Source organism: Pseudomonas sp. (assembly GCF_048269965.1).
Taxonomy (GTDB): Bacteria; Pseudomonadota; Gammaproteobacteria; order Pseudomonadales; family Pseudomonadaceae; genus Aquipseudomonas.
Genome location: NZ_JBLWTV010000017.1, coordinates 85,287 through 101,315 on the forward strand (window position 1 = coordinate 85,287; position 16,029 = coordinate 101,315).

11 protein-coding genes are annotated in these 16,029 nt (G+C 64.9%); 1 reads left to right on the top strand and 10 read right to left on the bottom strand.

From position 1 onward, the window contains the following. Positions 1-57: 57 nt before the first annotated feature. From lysS to ACN0X6_RS18595, 4 genes are all read right to left on the bottom strand, one after another. Entirely contained in the window at positions 58-1,560 is a 1,503-nt protein-coding gene (lysS, locus tag ACN0X6_RS18580; RefSeq protein WP_417706200.1) for a lysine--tRNA ligase, read from the bottom strand. An 80-nt stretch (positions 1,561-1,640) separates the two neighbouring features. Beyond that, positions 1,641-2,736, bottom strand: a protein-coding gene (gene prfB / locus ACN0X6_RS18585; protein WP_417706202.1) for a peptide chain release factor 2 whose coding sequence is annotated in 2 segments (ribosomal slippage) — positions 1,641-2,663 and positions 2,665-2,736 — 1,095 coding nt in all. Because the reading frame shifts where the segments join, the coding sequence is not laid out codon by codon here. A 178-nt stretch (positions 2,737-2,914) separates the two neighbouring features. Further along, on the bottom strand, positions 2,915-3,850 hold the full coding sequence (locus ACN0X6_RS18590; RefSeq protein WP_417706204.1) for an autotransporter outer membrane beta-barrel domain-containing protein: 936 nt from the start codon (positions 3,848-3,850) through the stop codon (positions 2,915-2,917). Between the two features lie 77 nt (positions 3,851-3,927). Then, on the bottom strand, positions 3,928-5,586 hold the full coding sequence (locus tag ACN0X6_RS18595) for a GMC family oxidoreductase (RefSeq protein WP_417706206.1): 1,659 nt from the start codon (positions 5,584-5,586) through the stop codon (positions 3,928-3,930). 179 nt (positions 5,587-5,765) lie between these two features. Here ACN0X6_RS18595 and ACN0X6_RS18600 point away from each other — a divergent pair, with 179 nt between their 5' ends. Beyond that, positions 5,766-7,538, top strand: a complete 1,773-nt coding sequence (locus tag ACN0X6_RS18600) for a SulP family inorganic anion transporter (RefSeq protein WP_417706207.1) — start codon at positions 5,766-5,768, stop codon at positions 7,536-7,538. A gap of 14 nt (positions 7,539-7,552) precedes the next feature. Here ACN0X6_RS18600 and ACN0X6_RS18605 read toward each other — a convergent pair whose 3' ends face one another. The 6 genes from ACN0X6_RS18605 to ACN0X6_RS18630 all read right to left on the bottom strand — a co-directional run bounded on the left by ACN0X6_RS18605 (position 7,553) and on the right by ACN0X6_RS18630 (position 16,023). After that, complete coding sequence (locus tag ACN0X6_RS18605; protein ID WP_417706209.1) at positions 7,553-8,278, bottom strand: tellurite resistance TerB family protein; 726 nt, start codon at positions 8,276-8,278, stop codon at positions 7,553-7,555. Between the two features lie 167 nt (positions 8,279-8,445). Further along, positions 8,446-10,155: a single-stranded-DNA-specific exonuclease RecJ gene (recJ, locus tag ACN0X6_RS18610; RefSeq protein WP_417706210.1), complete on the bottom strand. Its 1,710-nt coding sequence runs from the start codon at positions 10,153-10,155 to the stop codon at positions 8,446-8,448. A 323-nt stretch (positions 10,156-10,478) separates the two neighbouring features. After that, positions 10,479-11,018 (bottom strand): YaeQ family protein, encoded by a 540-nt coding sequence (locus ACN0X6_RS18615; protein ID WP_072425875.1) that lies wholly within the window; start codon positions 11,016-11,018, stop codon positions 10,479-10,481. Between the two features lie 64 nt (positions 11,019-11,082). After that, on the bottom strand, positions 11,083-12,522 hold the full coding sequence (gtfA, locus tag ACN0X6_RS18620; RefSeq protein ID WP_417706212.1) for a sucrose phosphorylase: 1,440 nt from the start codon (positions 12,520-12,522) through the stop codon (positions 11,083-11,085). A 100-nt stretch (positions 12,523-12,622) separates the two neighbouring features. Continuing rightward, the gene (locus ACN0X6_RS18625; protein WP_417706214.1) at positions 12,623-15,334 is read right to left on the bottom strand and encodes a DEAD/DEAH box helicase; all 2,712 of its coding nucleotides are present in this window, start codon (positions 15,332-15,334) and stop codon (positions 12,623-12,625) included. After that, positions 15,334-16,023, bottom strand: coding sequence for a phospholipase D-like domain-containing protein (locus ACN0X6_RS18630; protein WP_417706216.1), 690 nt, complete (start codon positions 16,021-16,023; stop codon positions 15,334-15,336). Before ACN0X6_RS18630 ends, ACN0X6_RS18625 begins: the two co-directional genes overlap by 1 nt. Positions 16,024-16,029 lie beyond the last annotated feature (6 nt).

Here is a 16,029-nt window from a genome sequence, read left to right on the forward strand (position 1 = left end):
CGAAAAGTGCAAAGACAGATAGCAAAAAGCCGCCCGAAGGCGGCTTTCTGTCTGGCATCAAGCCTGCGGACGCATGTGCGGGAACAGGATGACGTCGCGGATCGACGGTGAGTTGGTCAGCAGCATCACCAGGCGGTCGATGCCGATGCCTTCACCGGCCGTCGGCGGCATGCCGTACTCCAGGGCGCGGACGAAGTCGGCGTCGTAGTGCATGGCTTCGTCATCACCGGCGTCCTTCTCGGCCACCTGAGCGAGGAAGCGTTCGGCCTGATCTTCGGCGTCATTGAGCTCGGAATAGGCGTTGGCGATCTCGCGCCCGCCGATGAACAGCTCGAAGCGGTCGGTGACGTTGGGATTGTCGTCGTTGCGACGCGCCAGCGGCGACACTTCGAACGGATACTCGGTGATGAAGTGCGGCTGCTCCAGCTTGCTCTCCACCAGCTCTTCGAAAATCATCACCTGCAGCTTGCCCAGGCCTTCGTGGCCGAGCACCTTGGCGCCGGCCTTCTTGGCAATGGCGCGGGCCTTCTCGACGTCGCTCAGGTCAGCCTCGGTGATATCCGGGTTGTACTTGAGGATGGAGTCGTACACCGACAGGCGCACGAACGGCTCGCCGAAGTGGAACACCTTGTCGCCATACGGCACGTCGGTGCTGCCCAGCACGGCCAGGGCCAGCTCGCGGAACAGTTCCTCGGTGAGGTCCATGTTGTCGCGGTAGTCGGCGTAGGCCTGGTAGAACTCGAGCATGGTGAACTCGGGGTTGTGCCGGGTCGAAACGCCTTCGTTGCGGAAGTTGCGGTTGATCTCGAAGACCTTCTCGAAACCACCCACCACCAGACGCTTGAGGTACAGCTCCGGGGCGATACGCAGGAACATGGCCATGTCCAGCGCATTGTGGTGGGTCTCGAACGGCTTGGCCGCAGCGCCGCCGGGGATGGTCTGCAGCATCGGGGTTTCCACTTCGAGGAAACCGCGCTCGTTGAGGAAGCGACGGATGTGCGCGATCACCTGCGAGCGCACGCGGAAGGTGTGGCGCACGTCCTCGTTGACGATCAGGTCGACGTAGCGCTGGCGGTAGCGCTGCTCGGTGTCGGTCAGGCCATGGTGCTTGTCTGGCAGCGGGCGTAGCGACTTGGTCAGCAGGCGCACGTTCTGCATGTCGACGTACAGGTCGCCCTTGCCCGAGCGGGCCAGGGTACCCTCGGCGGCGATGATGTCGCCCAGGTCGAAGTGCTTGACCGCTTCCAGTTGCTCGGCCGGCAGGGTCTTGCGGTTGACGTAGACCTGCAGGCGCCCGGACGTATCCTGGATGACCATGAAGGCGCCACGGTTGAGCATGATGCGCCCGGCCACCTTGACCGGGATGGCTGCGGCTTCCAGCTCTTCCTTGCTCTTGCCCTCGTACTGTTTCTGCAGGTCGGCGCACAGGCGGTCGCGGCGGAAATCGTTGGGGAAGGCAATGCCCTGCTCACGGACGGCAGCAAGCTTTTCCTTGCGCTGGGCAATCAGCTTGTTTTCTTCCTGTTGCAGTTCGTTCTGGTCGAGTTGTTGGTCGCTCATGGTCGCTTTATCTGCCTGGCGTGTCGTACAAGATTTGAGCAGGCGCCGGCTAGCCGGCGCCCACGGATGGGTTGCTGGGCTTAGAGGCCCTGCTTGAGGCTGGCCTCGAGGTAGCCGTCGAGGTCGCCATCGAGGACTTTCTGGCAGTCGCTGCGCTCGACGCCGGTACGCAGGTCCTTGATGCGCGAGTCATCGAGCACGTAGGAACGGATCTGATGACCCCAGCCGATATCGGACTTGCTGTCTTCCAGCGCCTGCGAAGCCGCGTTGCGCTTCTGCATCTCCAGCTCGTACAACTTGGCCCGCAGCATCTTCATGGCGGTGTCCTTGTTGGCGTGCTGGGAACGTTCGTTCTGGCAAGCCACCACGGTGTTGGTCGGCACGTGAGTGATACGCACCGCCGAATCGGTGGTGTTGACGTGCTGACCACCGGCACCGGAAGAGCGGTAGGTGTCGATGCGCAGATCGGACGGGTTGATGTCGATCTCGACCTTGTCATCGATCTCGGGCGATACGAACACTGCCGAGAACGAGGTGTGGCGACGGGCGCCGGAGTCGAACGGGCTCTTGCGCACCAGGCGGTGCACGCCGATCTCGGTGCGCAGCCAGCCGAAGGCATATTCGCCCTTGATGTGCACGGTGGCGCCCTTGATACCGGCGACTTCACCCTCGGACAGCTCGATGATGGTGGCGTCGAAGCCGCGCTTGTCGGCCCAGCGCAGGTACATGCGCAGCAGAATGTTGGCCCAGTCCTGAGCCTCGGTGCCGCCGGAACCGGCCTGGATGTCCAGGTAGCAGTTGTTCGGGTCCATCTCGCCGCTGAACATGCGGCGGAATTCAAGCTTCTCGAGGATTTCGCGCAGGCGTTCGACCTCGGCGACGATATCGTTCACCGCAGCTTCGTCGTTTTCTTCAACGGCCATTTCCAGCAGATCCCTGGAATCGACCAGACTGCCGGTGAGGTCGTCGATGGTTTCGACGATCTGCGCCAGCATGGCGCGCTCGCGGCCCAGGGCTTGCGCGTACTCGGGCTTGTTCCAGACGCTGGCGTCTTCCAGCTCGCGGTTTACTTCGACCAGACGATCATGCTTGTGATCGTAGTCAAAGATACCCCCGAATTGACTGGGTTCGCTCGGACAGGTCCTTGATGCTGTTGAGGATCGGATTGATTTCCATGGTGGGCAGCACTCTCGGGCAAAAGACGCGAAACGGCTCAATCCGGCTCGCCCGGGCGGCTAATGCGCTGCCCTGGCCGAGCACGGCAAGAGCCGTGACCGCAAAGTTTCTGAAAAGCCGGCGAGTATACCCGACTCGAAGCCCCCTGGCAGCCCGCTGGCTGACCGGCGGGGCGCGCTCAGAACTTCAGGCTCAGGCGTGCCGCCAAGGCGTTGTCGCGCGCGTCTTCGGCGTAATGGCCCGCATAGGTCAGGCCCAGGTAGAGACTGCGGCTGAGTTCATGATCCAGGCTCAGGTCAAGACGCAGGCTGCTGCGCTCGAACTCACGACTGTGCATCTGCTGGAGTGCGCCCTGGCCGTCGACCGCCTCGTCACGCAAGCGGTCGCTGCCCAGATTCTGCCGCAGCGCCAGGCTGGCACGCCCTACCCACTTGCGCTGCTGCCAGTACCAGGGCGCGGCCAGGCGCCAGCCAAGCGTCAGATAACCCGTCTGCTCGTGCGCAGCCGCCAGGCGCAGTCCGTCGAAACGCCGGGCGTCGGCATCCAGATGCACCAACGCCAGGCCGGCAAATGGCTCCAAGGTGAAATCGCGATAGTCCATGGCGTAACTGCTTTCGCCAAACAGCTGCCAACTGCGCGCGTTATCGCGCCGATCCAGCTCATGCCAGCCGTGCAGCAACCCGAGCCGAAACCCCAGCTGGTTGTACACCCGAGTCGCGGCGTAGAGCCCAAGGTAACGACTATCGGTGCGGCCATGACCCTGATCATGATCCAGTCGGGCACGCGTCACGCCACCCAGCACACCGCCGATCCACTGCCCGCCCAGCGCACGATCCATCCCCATCAGCAGCCCCTCGCCGCGGCGCTCAAGGCCGGCGTCGTCCCAGCTCCCCTGGATACCATAGGTGCGCGACCACAGCGGCCACTCGCCGGCCTCAGGCGCCGCCTCGCGAAAGGCGAAGCGCACCTGCTGCAGACGATCCAGGGCCGCCTCGCGCGGCAGCCGGCTGTCCTCCAGGAGCAAGGCGCGCTGGTCCAACGCCAGATCGCCAGCTACAACGCTCATGGCGACCTGAAGCAGGCCCAACCCGATCAGCGCTACACGCAGAGCCATGTTCGCCTCCATTCATCGACGCCCAATGCTACCAGAGCACACCGTCAGCCTAGCCCGCCAAGGCTCGGATCGAGCGGTCACGCGCTCACCCCGCAAGGCTCGCGCTGCGGCACCATGCTTATCGCCGCTCGCGCGTCCTCGGCGATCATCTGCGCCGCCTTCTCGGCGATCATCAGCACCGGCGAGCAGGTGTTGCCCGAGGTGATGCTCGGCATGATCGACGCGTCGACCACCCGCAGCCCGGCGATACCGTGCACGCGCAGGCGGGCGTCCACTACCGCATCGCGCCCCTGCCCCATCGCGCAGGTGCCCACCGGATGGAAGATGGTGGTGCCGATCTCGCCCGCTGCGCGCTGCAGGTCTTCCTCGCTCTGGTACTGCGGCCCCGGCTTGTATTCCTCGGGCCGGTAGCCGGCCAGGGCGGGCGCGGCGACGATGCGCCGGGTCAGGCGAATGGCGTCGGCAGCCACCTGCAGATCCCGCTCGTCACTGAGGTAATTGGGGCGGATAAGCGGGGCGACGCTGGCATCGGCCGAGGCGATCTGGACGCTGCCACGGCTATGCGGGCGCAGGTTACACACCGAGGCGGTAAAAGCCGGGAAGTCATGCAAGGGTTCGCCAAAACGCTCCAGCGACAATGGCTGCACGTGATACTGCAAGTTGGCGCGCGCCTGGCCGGGGTCGGACCTGGCGAAGGCGCCTAGCTGGCTGGGCGCCATCGACAGTGGCCCGCTGCGCTTGAACAGGTACTCCAGCCCCATTCCCAGCTTGCCCCAAGGCGTAGCCACGATGCGGTTGAGCGTCTTCACGCCCTCGACGCGATAGATCAAACGCAGTTGCAGGTGATCCTGCAGGTTCTCACCGACGCCTGGTAGCTCATGGTGCACGCCGATACCCAGGCGTTCGAGCAGCGGCCTTGGGCCGATGCCGGAACGCTGCAGCAAGGCCGGTGAACCGATGGCGCCAGCACACAGGATGATCTCGCGACGTGCCGACACCCGCAGCGCTCGCCCCTGACAACGCAGATGCAGCGCACGGGCGCGACCGCCCTCCAGCTCCAGCCGCTCGGCCTCGGCGCCGGTCAGCACCTGCAGATTGGGGCGCTGGCGAATATCGCGCAGAAAGGCCTTGGAGGCATTCCAGCGCACGCCGTGTTTCTGGTTGACCTGAAAGTAGCTGCAGCCTTCGTTGTCACCCCCGTTGAAGTCGTCGACGCTGGCGATACCGCTCTGCGCCGCCGCCTCACGGAAGGCCTCGAGAATCTCCCAGGACAGGCGCTGGCGCTCGACCCGCCACTCGCCATCGCCGCCATGCAGTTCGCTGGTGCCGGCAAAATGATTCTCCGAACGCTTGAACAGCGGCAACACATCCCGCCAGGCCCAGCCGGGATTGCCCGCAGCGGCCCAGCCATCGTAGTCCGCCGCCTGGCCACGCATGTAGATCATGCCGTTGATCGAGGAGCTGCCGCCGAGCACGCGGCCACGCGGGTATTTCAACGAGCGGCCATGCAGGCCGGGATCGGCCTCGGTGTCGTAGCACCAGTCGGTACGCGGGTTGCCGATGCAGTAGAGGTAGCCGACCGGAATATGAATCCAGGGGTAGTTGTCGCGCCCGCCCGCCTCGATCAGCAGCACGCTGACGCCAGGGTCTGCAGAAAGCCGATTGGCCAGCAGGCAGCCGGCAGGGCCGGCACCGACGATCAGGTAGTCGTAGGCATCCAGTGGCAGTTGCGACATAAGCATCCTCGCGTGTCGTTCTTGTCGTTGGCCAACAGCCTAAAGCAAGCCGGGGGCGAGGATGAATGATCTTTTGGTCTGATGCAGCGGCTCAATGTTCAGCCTGCGATCAATACCTGTGGTGCTGCCCCAGCGCTCTGCGCTTTACTTGCTGGCAACCCTGTCAGAGCCGCTACGCGATGCCGCCTGCACCGTCGAACAACACCCGTAAACCATTTCCCGGCACTGCGCAACGACGCGGCTGGCTACGCTGGCTTCCGGGCCTGCAAACGCTCAGGGACTATCACCTGGCCTGGCTGCCGAAGGACATTGCGGCCGGCCTGGTGCTGACCACCATGCTGGTGCCGGTGGGCATCGCCTATGCCGAGGCCTCCGGCGTGCCAGGCATCTATGGTCTGTACGCGACCATCGTGCCGCTGCTGGCCTACGCCCTGTTCGGCCCCAGCCGTATTCTCGTGCTCGGCCCGGATTCGGCCCTGGCGGCGCTGATTCTCGCAGTGGTGCTGCCACTCTCAGGCGGCGACCCGATGCGTGCGGTGACCCTGGCCAGCATGATGGCCGTGGTGGCGGGCCTGACTTGCCTGATCGCCGGGCTGCTGCGCCTGGGGTTCATCACCGAATTGCTTTCCAAGCCCATCCGCTATGGCTACATGAACGGCATTGCGCTGAGCGTGCTGATCAGCCAGACGCCCAGGTTGTTCGGCTTTTCCATCGACAGCCAGGGGCCGCTCAGCGACCTGCGGGCCATCGCCAGCGCGCTGATCGCGGGCCAGGCCCACCTCTACAGCCTGCTCGTCGGCGCCGGCACACTGGCCTTGATCCTGCTGCTGAGTCGCTTCCGGCAATTGCCCGGCATCCTCATCGCCGTGACTCTGGCAACGGTGGCAGTCGCGCTGTTCGACCTCGATACCCAGGGCGTGCAGGTGCTCGGCGAACTGCCACAGGGGCTGCCCAGTTTCACCCTGCCCTGGCTGAGCGGCGTCGATCTGGCCAGCGTGGTGCTGGGCGGCATCGCCGTCGCCCTGGTCGCGTTCGCCGACACCAGCGTGCTGTCGCGTACCTACGCCGCGCGCACCGGACGCCACGTAGACCCCAACCAGGAGCTCATCGGTCTCGGGGCCGCCAACCTGGCAGGCGGTTTGTTCCAGGGCTTTCCCATCAGCAGCAGCTCGTCGCGCACGCCCGTCGCCGAGGCGGCAGGCGCCATGACCCAGGTCGCCGGTATCGTCGGCGCCCTGAGCGTCGCCCTGCTGCTGGTGCTGGCTCCGGACCTGATGCAGTACCTGCCCACCAGTGCCCTGGCTGCGGTGGTGATTGCCGCGGTCATCGGCCTGTTCGTGGTCACCGATCTGCGCCGCATCTTCCGCGTGCAGCAATGGGAATTCTGGCTGTCGATGGCCTGCTTTGCCGGCGTGGTGACCTTCGGCGTCATCCCCGGCATCGGCATTGCCGTGGTGCTGGCGGTGATCGAGTTTCTCTGGGATGGCTGGCGCCCCTACTACGCCATTCTCGGCCAGGTAGAGGGCATCCGTGGTTTCCATGACATCAAGCGACACCCCGATGCACGGCAGATACCCGGCCTGCTGCTGTTTCGCTGGGACGCCCCGCTGTTCTTCGCCAATGCCGAGCTCTTCCAGCAATCCCTGCTGCAGGCGCTGGAGCAAGCTCCCGCACCGGTGCGCCGCGTGGTAATCGCCGCCGAGCCGGTTACCAGCATCGACGTGACCTCTGCCGACATGCTCGGCGACCTGGAACGAATGCTGGCGGAAGCCGGCATCGAGCTGCACTTCGCGGAGGTCAAGGGGCCGCTCAAGGACAAGCTGCGGCGCTTCGGGCTGCTGCACGACGATCAGCCAAGGCACCTGCAACCAACGGTCAGCGCGGCCGTCGAAGCCTACCTGAGCGATCATGGTGATGAGGCGATGCCGGGTCACGCCCGGCATGCGGACTGAGACGAAAAGACGACTCAGGCACCGACCGGCAGCGAGCGCACCTGGGTTTCCAGCTCGGCCTTGAGCTCCAGCGGCAGTTTCAGCTGACGCGCCAGCTCTTCGAGGTAGGCGCGCTCCATGAAGTGCTCTTCATCCACCATCAGCACGCTGGCCAGGTACATTTCGGCGGCCATTTCCGGGGTCGCTGCGGCGCGCGCCACATCGGCCGGGTCGAGCGGCTTGTTCAGTTCGGTGTGCAGCCAGGTCTGCAGTTCGGCGTCCTGTGCCAGCTTGCCCAACTCCTCTTCGATCAACTGACGCTCACGCTCGTCGACATGACCATCGGCCTTGGCCGCCGCCACCAGCGCCTTGAGAATGGCGCGGCTGTGCTGCTCGACTTGCGGCGCCGGCAACCGATCCAGGGTCTGCGGTTCGACCGGCTGCGCGCCGCCCTGCTGGGCTTGCTGCGCCTGCCAGTTGCCGTAGGCCTTGTACGCCATCACACCGAGAGCAGCCAGGCCGCCATAGGTCAGCGCCTTGCCGCCCATCTTGCGCGCCTTCTTGCTGCCCAGCAGCAGGCCGACCGCACCGGCCGCCAACGCGCCGCCGCCCGCGCCCGAGAGCAGGCTGCCCAGGCCTCCACCAGAGAGCAGGCCACCCAAACCACCGGCCTGCTGCCCCTGGGAGCCCTTCGCCGCAGGTTTCTGCATGGCCTGCTGGCCGGCCTTGAGCAATTGGTCGAGCAGATTACTGGTGTTCATCGCGAACGCTCCTGAAAAAGTAGGTGCCGGTGCATCCGACCCCGGATAACGCAGGGAAATTCCGCATGCGCCTCAACCGACATCGGCTGAATTGACGAGAGTTTCTAGCAGAGTTCGTCAGAATCGGCCTGGCATATTGGTAACGCGGAGTTTCGTCGCCGCCACGATCAGCGCGGGGCGATATGCGCCACCATCAACTGCACCGTCTCGTTGCCACGAAACTCGTTGAGGTCGAGCTTGTACGCCACTTCGGCCCAGCGCAACGTCGGGTTGGGCCAGACCTCACGGTCGATGTTGAAGGCGATGCCGTCGAGTTGCACGCTGCCGCATTCGGTCTTGAGTACCAGCTTCAGATGACGCTCACCGACGATGCGCTGATTGACGATCTGGAACACGCCATGGAACAGCGGTTCGGGGAAGTGCTGGCCCCAGGGCCCGGCGTTGCGCAGGGCGCGGGCCAGTTCCAGGTGGAACTCGGTGGCATCGAGCTGGCCGTCGGACAGCAGGCGGCCGGTCAGGTCGTCTTCGCACAGTTGGCGGCGCACCTCGGCGTCGAAGGCGACGGAGAACGCACCGAAATGTTCCTGCGGCAGCGACAGCCCGGCGGCCATGGCGTGCCCGCCAAACTTGCTGATCAGCCCCGGATGCTTGGCTGCCACGGCATCCAGCGCATCACGAATATGCAGCCCCGGCACAGAACGCGCCGAGCCCTTGAGCATGCCCTCGCCAGCATCGGCAAAGGCGATGGCCGGCCGGTGATAGCGCTCCTTCAGGCGCGAGGCAAGGATGCCGATCACCCCCTGGTGCCAGTCGGGCTCGAACAGGCAGAGGCCGAACGGCATGTCCGCCACCGGCAGATCCTTGAGCTGAGCCAGCGCCTCGCGCTGCATGCCCTGCTCGATGGCCTTGCGGTCCTGGTTGAGCTGGTCGAGTTGCACGGCCATGTCGCGGGCCAGTGCCTCGTCGTCGCACAGCAGGCATTCGATGCCCAGGCTCATGTCATCCAGACGCCCGGCCGCGTTCAGCCTTGGGCCGAGGATGAACCCCAGGTCGGTGGAGGTGATGCGGCGGTGGTCGCGCCCGGCGACTTCGAGAATCGCACGCAAGCCCGGCCGCGCCCGGCCGGCACGAATCCGCGCCAGGCCCTGATGCACCAGGATGCGGTTGTTGGCATCCAGCGGCACCACGTCGGCGACGCTACCCAGTGCCACCAGGTCGAGCAGCTCGCCCAGGTTGGGCTCCGCACGGCTGGCGAACCAGCCGGTTTCACGCAGGCGCGCGCGCAGCGCCAGCAGCACGTAGAACATCACGCCGACACCGGCCATGGCCTTGCTCGGGAAATCGCAGCCTGGCTGGTTCGGGTTGACGATGGCATCGGCGGCCGGCAGTTCCGGCCCTGGCAGGTGGTGATCGGTGACCAGCACCGTCAACCCGGCGGCCTTGGCCGCCGCCACGCCGTCGACGCTGGAAATGCCGTTGTCCACGGTCAGCAGCAAGTCTGGCTGGCGCTGCAGCGCCACGGCGACGATCTCCGGGGTCAGGCCGTAGCCGTACTCGAAGCGGTTCGGCACCAGGTAATCCACATGCGCCGCACCGAGCAGGCGCAGGCCGAGCACGCCGACCGAACTGGCGGTGGCACCATCGGCATCGAAGTCGCCGACGATGAGGATGCGCTGACGCTGCGCCAGCGCCTCGACCAGCAATTCGACTGCGGCGTCGATGCCCTTGAGCTGCTGGTACGGAATCAGCCGCGCCAGGCCCTTGTCCAGTTCTTCGGCAGACTGCACGCCACGGGCGGCGTAGAGGCGCGTCAGCAAAGGCGGCAGATTGCCCAGATCAGGCAGTTGGGCGGGTAAGGGACGGGCTTCGATACGCATGGGACTTCTTTATGTTCGCATGGGAGTGGCTTGTCTCCCCTCTCCCATTTATGGGAGAGGGGCTGGGGGAGAGGGTTCATCCAGCAACACCGAGTCGCCGAAATCCCCCTCTCCCTAGCCCTCTCCCCGAGGGGAGAGGGAACTGAACCGTAGCCCGGATGCAATCCGGGGATAGGGTACAAGGCGGTCCCGGATTGCATCCGGCTACGGCTTCAATGCTCGCTGGCCAGATTCGTAGGGTGGACGACGCTTCATCCGTCCACCATGAGCGCTCATTATGGCGGACGAAAAAAACGTCGTCCGTCCTACGGCACGCATCAGGTTCAACGCTCGCCAGCGAGCCACTCAATGGGAATCTCGTGCTGGCCGCGCTCGTCGGTGACGAACAGCTCGCCATCGCTGATCATCACGCTCCAGTTCAGCGAGCGCGGCATGTCCAGCGCCAGGTCGGCCAGTGCCTCCTGGCCGAGCGCGACCACGTTGATGTTCTTCAGGCTGCGCACAGGGTCGAGGCACTTGCCCTGCCACACGCGCAGGTTGCCGTAAGCCACCAGGCTGAACTTCTCGGTGCGCCGCGAGCACCAGGTGATGCGCTCGCTGTCGGGCTGGCCCACTTCGATCCAGTGCAGCACGCGATCGTCCAGGCTCTTTTCCCACAGCGCCGGCTCATCGACATCCGACAGGCCGCGACCGAACGCCAGTTGCTCGTGATAGAACAGCGCATAGGCAATCAGCCGCGCAGCCAGGCGCTCTTCGGTCTCGGACGGGTGGCGAGCGACGGTGAAACGCAGGTTTTCATAAACGCTGCGATCCATGTCGGTGAGGTTCAGTTCGATCTTGTAGGTGGTCGATGGCAGGGCCATGGCGGGCTTCTTGGCTGGTCGAAAGAGCGCAAGTCTAACGCGAAAGCATGCCCCACGCCGACCTTCAACAGGTCATGCGGCAGATACTCAGTTGTCCATCGGTGTAGTCGATGATCGCTTGCAGGCTGCTCAGATCGAGGTGCAAACGGCAGTAATGCTCGCCATGACGCCAGGCCAGCAGCAGTTGATCGTCAGCCGAATAGTTCTGCTCGAAACGCCCCTCGAAAGCCGGATGCTGACAACGCAAACGCATCAGCGCCAGCAGGCGCTGCACCAGTGGTTGCTGCAAGGCCTGCTCGGCCTCCTCGAGGCTGTAGTAGTGGCGATTGACGTCGCGCGCCTCGCCGGTCTGCTCGAGCAGGTCGAAGTCGTTGCAGCCAGCCAACAGGCCAACGTAGTAAACCTGCGGGATACCGGGCGCGAAGAACTGGATGGCGCGTGCGGCGATATAAGCCTCGTCATTGCGCATCAGCGCCTCGTAGAAGGTGCAGGTCAGCTGGTAGATGGCCCCGACGCTGTGCACGTTCACCGCCGAGCGACGCATGATGGGGTCGGCACTGCGTGTCGAGACCTCGTCGATCAGGTACTGGATCTGCGCCTCGGGCAACATGCCTTCGACATCCGGAATGCAGATGCCGTCGTGGGTATCGAGCACGGTGATCTGGTTGCGTGGGCACATCCGCAACCAGTTCTTGAGGTAGCGGCTGCTGCCACTGAGCAGTGCGTGCAGGACCAAGGGCGGCAGCGCGAAGCCGTACGGGCGCATCTGCCGCCGCGAGATGGCGTACTGGTAACTGATGTGGTCATGCACCTCCGGCAGCATCTCGGCCTCGTATTTGACCCCGGTTTCGCGGAACCACTCGAGGATGCGGTACACGTTCGGCTCCACCAGAAAGCAGCTGGTGCCGATGCGTTTGGTGGTGTAGCCGAAGGCATCCAGGCGAAACAGCCTGACCCCGCGCGCCGCGAGGAAGGCCATGTACTGCTCCATCAACTGATAGGTTTTCGGCGAGTCGTAATTGAGGTCGATCTGCCGTTCGGTGAACGTGCACCAGACCCGACAGGTTTCACCATTGGCCAGGCGCACCTCGCGAAACGGCTCCTTTTCCTTGCGGATATGGATCTTGGCCAGGTCGTCATGGCTGATTTCGCCGAAGCGATCGACCTGAACGAAGAGATCCGCGTAGGGCGAGTCCTGGCCATGCGCAACGAAATCGAGAAACTCCGGCGACTCGTCCGCGATGTGGCTGATCACCAGATCGACGCACAGGTCGAAGCGTGCGGAGATTCGCTCGACATCCGCCCAGTCGCCGTAACGTGGATCCACCTCCATGTGCGTGAGCGGTGAGAATCCACCGTCGGCATTGGACGGATACAGCGGCAGGATATGCACCCCACCAAGCGCGTCCCCCAGGTGCCGATCCAACAGCTGGTAAAGCTCCCCCAGGTTACGCCCCAGGCGGTCGGGATAAGTGATCAGTTGAACAGCGTTGCGCAGCGCCATGAGCCCCCCCGGTACATTGATGGTCTGCCTGATACAGACCTAGGCACGATCGCCGCGCGCGTCAAGAAAGCCCGCGACATCGGCTCAAGGGCTGACAGTGTCAGAGTCGCGCCAGTACCGCCTGCAACGCCTGCTCCGGTGCCTCACGCCATAGACCGTAGCTCAGCGGCAAGGTCTCCAGGCCGGCGCGCGCCAGCACCAGGTAGCGCTCCAGCTCGAGAAAGCCCTCGCCCTCCCCCGGAAAACCGATCAGGTCGATGGCCAGGCACCTGTCGCCCCGGCGACAGAACAGGTCCAGCACCTGTCCGGCCAGCGGATAGTGACTCCACACGCTGACGCCCTGACTTTCGAGCGCCTGACACAGGTTCTGCCGGGCGACTTCCACAGCCCCCGCCTGCCAACTGACACCAGGCTTGTGCAGGAATTCCAGGTAGCGGCGCAACAGATGCGTGGCCGGCAACTGGCGTTCGTCACCGCTGAACAGCAGCACCTGGCGCTCGCGGGCACGCGTGATGGCGACGTTGAACAGATCGGCGCGGTTCAGGTAACTGGCCGCCTGACTCGATTCGCGGTCGATGGCGAAACTGAGGATCATCAGGTCGCGCTCCTCGCCCTGAAAGCCGTAGGGCGTATCCACCAGCAGACGAAACTCGCGCAGTTGCTCCAACGGCAGCGTTTCGCCGATGCGTGTGCGGATGCGCTCGACCTGATCGCGAAACGGCGACAGCACGCCGATGCTCGGTTTGAGCGGGCTGCCCTGGTATTCGGCCAGGTGCGCCGTGATCAGCGCCAGCACCCGCTCGACCTCCGCCTCGTTGGCACCATTGCGCCCGCGCTGGCCCTCGATACGCAGCAGCTGCAGGCTGTCGCAGGCATCAACGCCGGGGCGCTCCTTCATCACCCGCAGGCGCTGGTCGTAGAACAGCTCGTTGCTGAAGCGGATCAGCGCCGGGCGGCTGCGGAAATGCTCATCGAGAAAAACCACCGCCTCCTGGCTGGCCAACTGCAGGCCGACCAGATCCAGCACGCTGTTGTCGCGGTAGCTCCAGGCCTCGCGCTCCTCGGCCTGCAGGCCGGCGCGCTGCAGCAACTGCGTTTCGCGCGTGCGGGAGAGAAAGGAGATGTGCCGCAATTGGCGCGCATCGCCGGTGACCACGGCGCGCTTGCAGCGCTGGAAGGCCGGCAGCGCCGAGGCGATGTCGCACTGCGTCGCCTCGTCCATCACCATCACATCGAACAGCTCCGGACGCAGTGGCAGCAGGCGGTGCAATTCGTCCAGGGTCACCACCCAGATCGGAAAGGCAGCCAGCAGGCGCGCCGGGTCGATATCCTCGAACAAGGCCAGTTGGCGCTGTGAGCTGCGCGCGCGGATGGCCTGGTTGTAACGCACGAACAGCGCGCGGTCGCTGACCAGCAGGCGCTTGAGGTTCAGGGCGCGATGACTGTTGAGGTGCTCACGGCTCAGAAGCTGGCGGCGCTGCTGGCAATCGCGCAACTCATCCAGCAATGCCCAGGGGCGCACACTGCTGCCGATGCGCCTGCGTACCCAGGGCACCTGCAACCAGCGCTGCCAGAAGGCCAGGCTGCCACGTTCGGCGCGCAGCAACAGGCGGCTCCAGCGCACAGCCTGCTCGCAGCGCTTACGAAAATCTGCCGACAGGCGCAGCTCGGCCTCGGTCAGCACTTGCAGCTCGCTGCGTTGACGCTCTTCGGCTTGCTCCGACACCCATTCGAATTCGCCCTGCAGCAACCGCTCCAGACGCTCGCGCAAGGCCTGGCGCAGGCTCTGGCCGTCGCCTTCGAGCACGCCGTCACGCAGGCCGAAATCCTCGCGCAACTTGTGCGCGATCACGCGCACCGCCTGGGCACTGCGGCTGACCAGCAGCACGCTCTCACCCTGCAGATAGCGATCCAGCGCCAGCGCCGCCAGGCTGTAGCTCTTGCCGGTACCGGGCGGGCCGGAAATCTGGCTCAGCGGGTGGCGCGCGGCATTGGCCAGCGCCTGGCACTGGGCAGTGCTGAGCTGCGCCGGCAGACGCTGCGGCCTGCTGGTCGAGCCCACCGCCTGCACAGAGGGTGTTTCGCCCAACAGCTGCAACAAGGCAGGTGACAGTCGCTCGGCGTCCTGCAGCAGTTGCAACTCATGGGCGATGCCACGGCTACCACTGCCGCGCGGCACCAGCGCGACGAAGGCACCCGCCTGCAGCGACAAACTGCGACGCCGCTGGGCCTTGGCCAACACCTCAGCGCTCACCAACTGCGGGAAACCAGCGGCCTCGCTGACCTCGCGCACCTGCGTATTGCGCGCCACCCAGGCGAGCAACTGGCCCAGCGCGGCAGCATCCAGTGGTGCCGCCGGCAGTGGCAGACCATCGAGGCTGGCGTGGCCGCTTTCATCGAACAGACGGCGCAGCAGACGCCAGTTGCCATGCACCTGCTGCGGGTCGATGGCGAGCAAGTGGCTCTGCCCGTCCGCCGTCGGTTGCAGGCTCGCCTCGTAATAGAACAGCGGGCCGCAGATCGCCTGCGAACCACCACTCTCCAATGGCAGGCGGCCACAGATCGGCAGCACGCCATAGACCAGTTGCAGCTCACGCTGATACAGCGCCTGCGCCTCGGCCAGCGCGTGACCCAGCTCGGCCGACAGCGGTAACAGCGGTATGCCGCCGCTGGCCAGTTCCTCGAGCCCATCGAGCCAGGCCCAGCGGTTGGCGGGCAGCTTGCCGAGGTTATCCAGGTCCAGGTCGCGGCTGTCGGCCAGGTAGCAACTGCGGTAGAAGCCGAGAAGCTGGCGAGCGTGAGGATGATTCATCAGTTGCCCGCGTAACGTGCCCAGAGCGCTTCGAACTCACGACTGTAGGCTGCCAGCAGCTGCGGGTGGTCGATCACCAGCAGGTTTTCCTCGTTGCTGGTGGTGGCGCTGCGCGTCCAGTTGAAGCTGCCGTTGAGCAGCAGGCGACCATCGAACAGGGCGAACTTGTGGTGCATGTGATAAGGCCCGGCGTCGATGCGCAGCGGCACCCCCTTGTCACGCAGCCACTGGATATCGCTGCCGACATCGAACTGTTTTTCGTTGTCGGTGATCACCCGCACGGCGATGCCACGCTCATGACAGGCGAGCACTTCTTCGCTGAGCTGATCGTCGGAGATGGTGTAGATGCAGATATCCACGCTCTTGCGCGCCTGGCGGCACAGCTCGCGAATCTTGCGCCGGCAGCTCTCGCCCGGACTGAAGTAAGCACTGGCATGCTCAACGCGCGGCGCGCTGCCGGCGCTGTCGAGGGTCTTGATCACCTGCTCGAGCCATTTCAGCGCTGGCTCGACGTTCTCCGGCTCACGCATCAGTTCTCGCGCCAGGGCGAAGGCGCGGTTACGCATGAAACGCACCTGGTCGCTACTCAGTTCACTGCCCAGCTGGCGCAGCTCGTCACGCTCCTCATTGCTCAGGCGCAGGTCGGCCAGGCTGTCACGCAGTTGCTGATCGAGACGGTTGAAGTCCATATAAAG

Bases quoted from the DNA above. Each gene is read 5' to 3' on its own strand.
- lysS (WP_417706200.1), bottom strand. From the start codon at position 1,560: ATGAGCGACCAACAACTCGACCAGAACGAACTGCAACAGGAAGAAAAC.
- ACN0X6_RS18590 (WP_417706204.1), bottom strand. From the start codon at position 3,850: ATGGCTCTGCGTGTAGCGCTGATCGGGTTGGGCCTGCTTCAGGTCGCC.
- ACN0X6_RS18595 (WP_417706206.1), bottom strand. From the start codon at position 5,586: ATGTCGCAACTGCCACTGGATGCCTACGACTACCTGATCGTCGGTGCC.
- ACN0X6_RS18600 (WP_417706207.1), top strand. From the start codon at position 5,766: ATGCCGCCTGCACCGTCGAACAACACCCGTAAACCATTTCCCGGCACT.
- ACN0X6_RS18605 (WP_417706209.1), bottom strand. From the start codon at position 8,278: ATGAACACCAGTAATCTGCTCGACCAATTGCTCAAGGCCGGCCAGCAG.
- recJ (WP_417706210.1), bottom strand. From the start codon at position 10,155: ATGCGTATCGAAGCCCGTCCCTTACCCGCCCAACTGCCTGATCTGGGC.
- ACN0X6_RS18615 (WP_072425875.1), bottom strand. From the start codon at position 11,018: ATGGCCCTGCCATCGACCACCTACAAGATCGAACTGAACCTCACCGAC.
- gtfA (WP_417706212.1), bottom strand. From the start codon at position 12,522: ATGGCGCTGCGCAACGCTGTTCAACTGATCACTTATCCCGACCGCCTG.
- ACN0X6_RS18625 (WP_417706214.1), bottom strand. From the start codon at position 15,334: ATGAATCATCCTCACGCTCGCCAGCTTCTCGGCTTCTACCGCAGTTGC.
- ACN0X6_RS18630 (WP_417706216.1), bottom strand. From the start codon at position 16,023: ATGGACTTCAACCGTCTCGATCAGCAACTGCGTGACAGCCTGGCCGAC.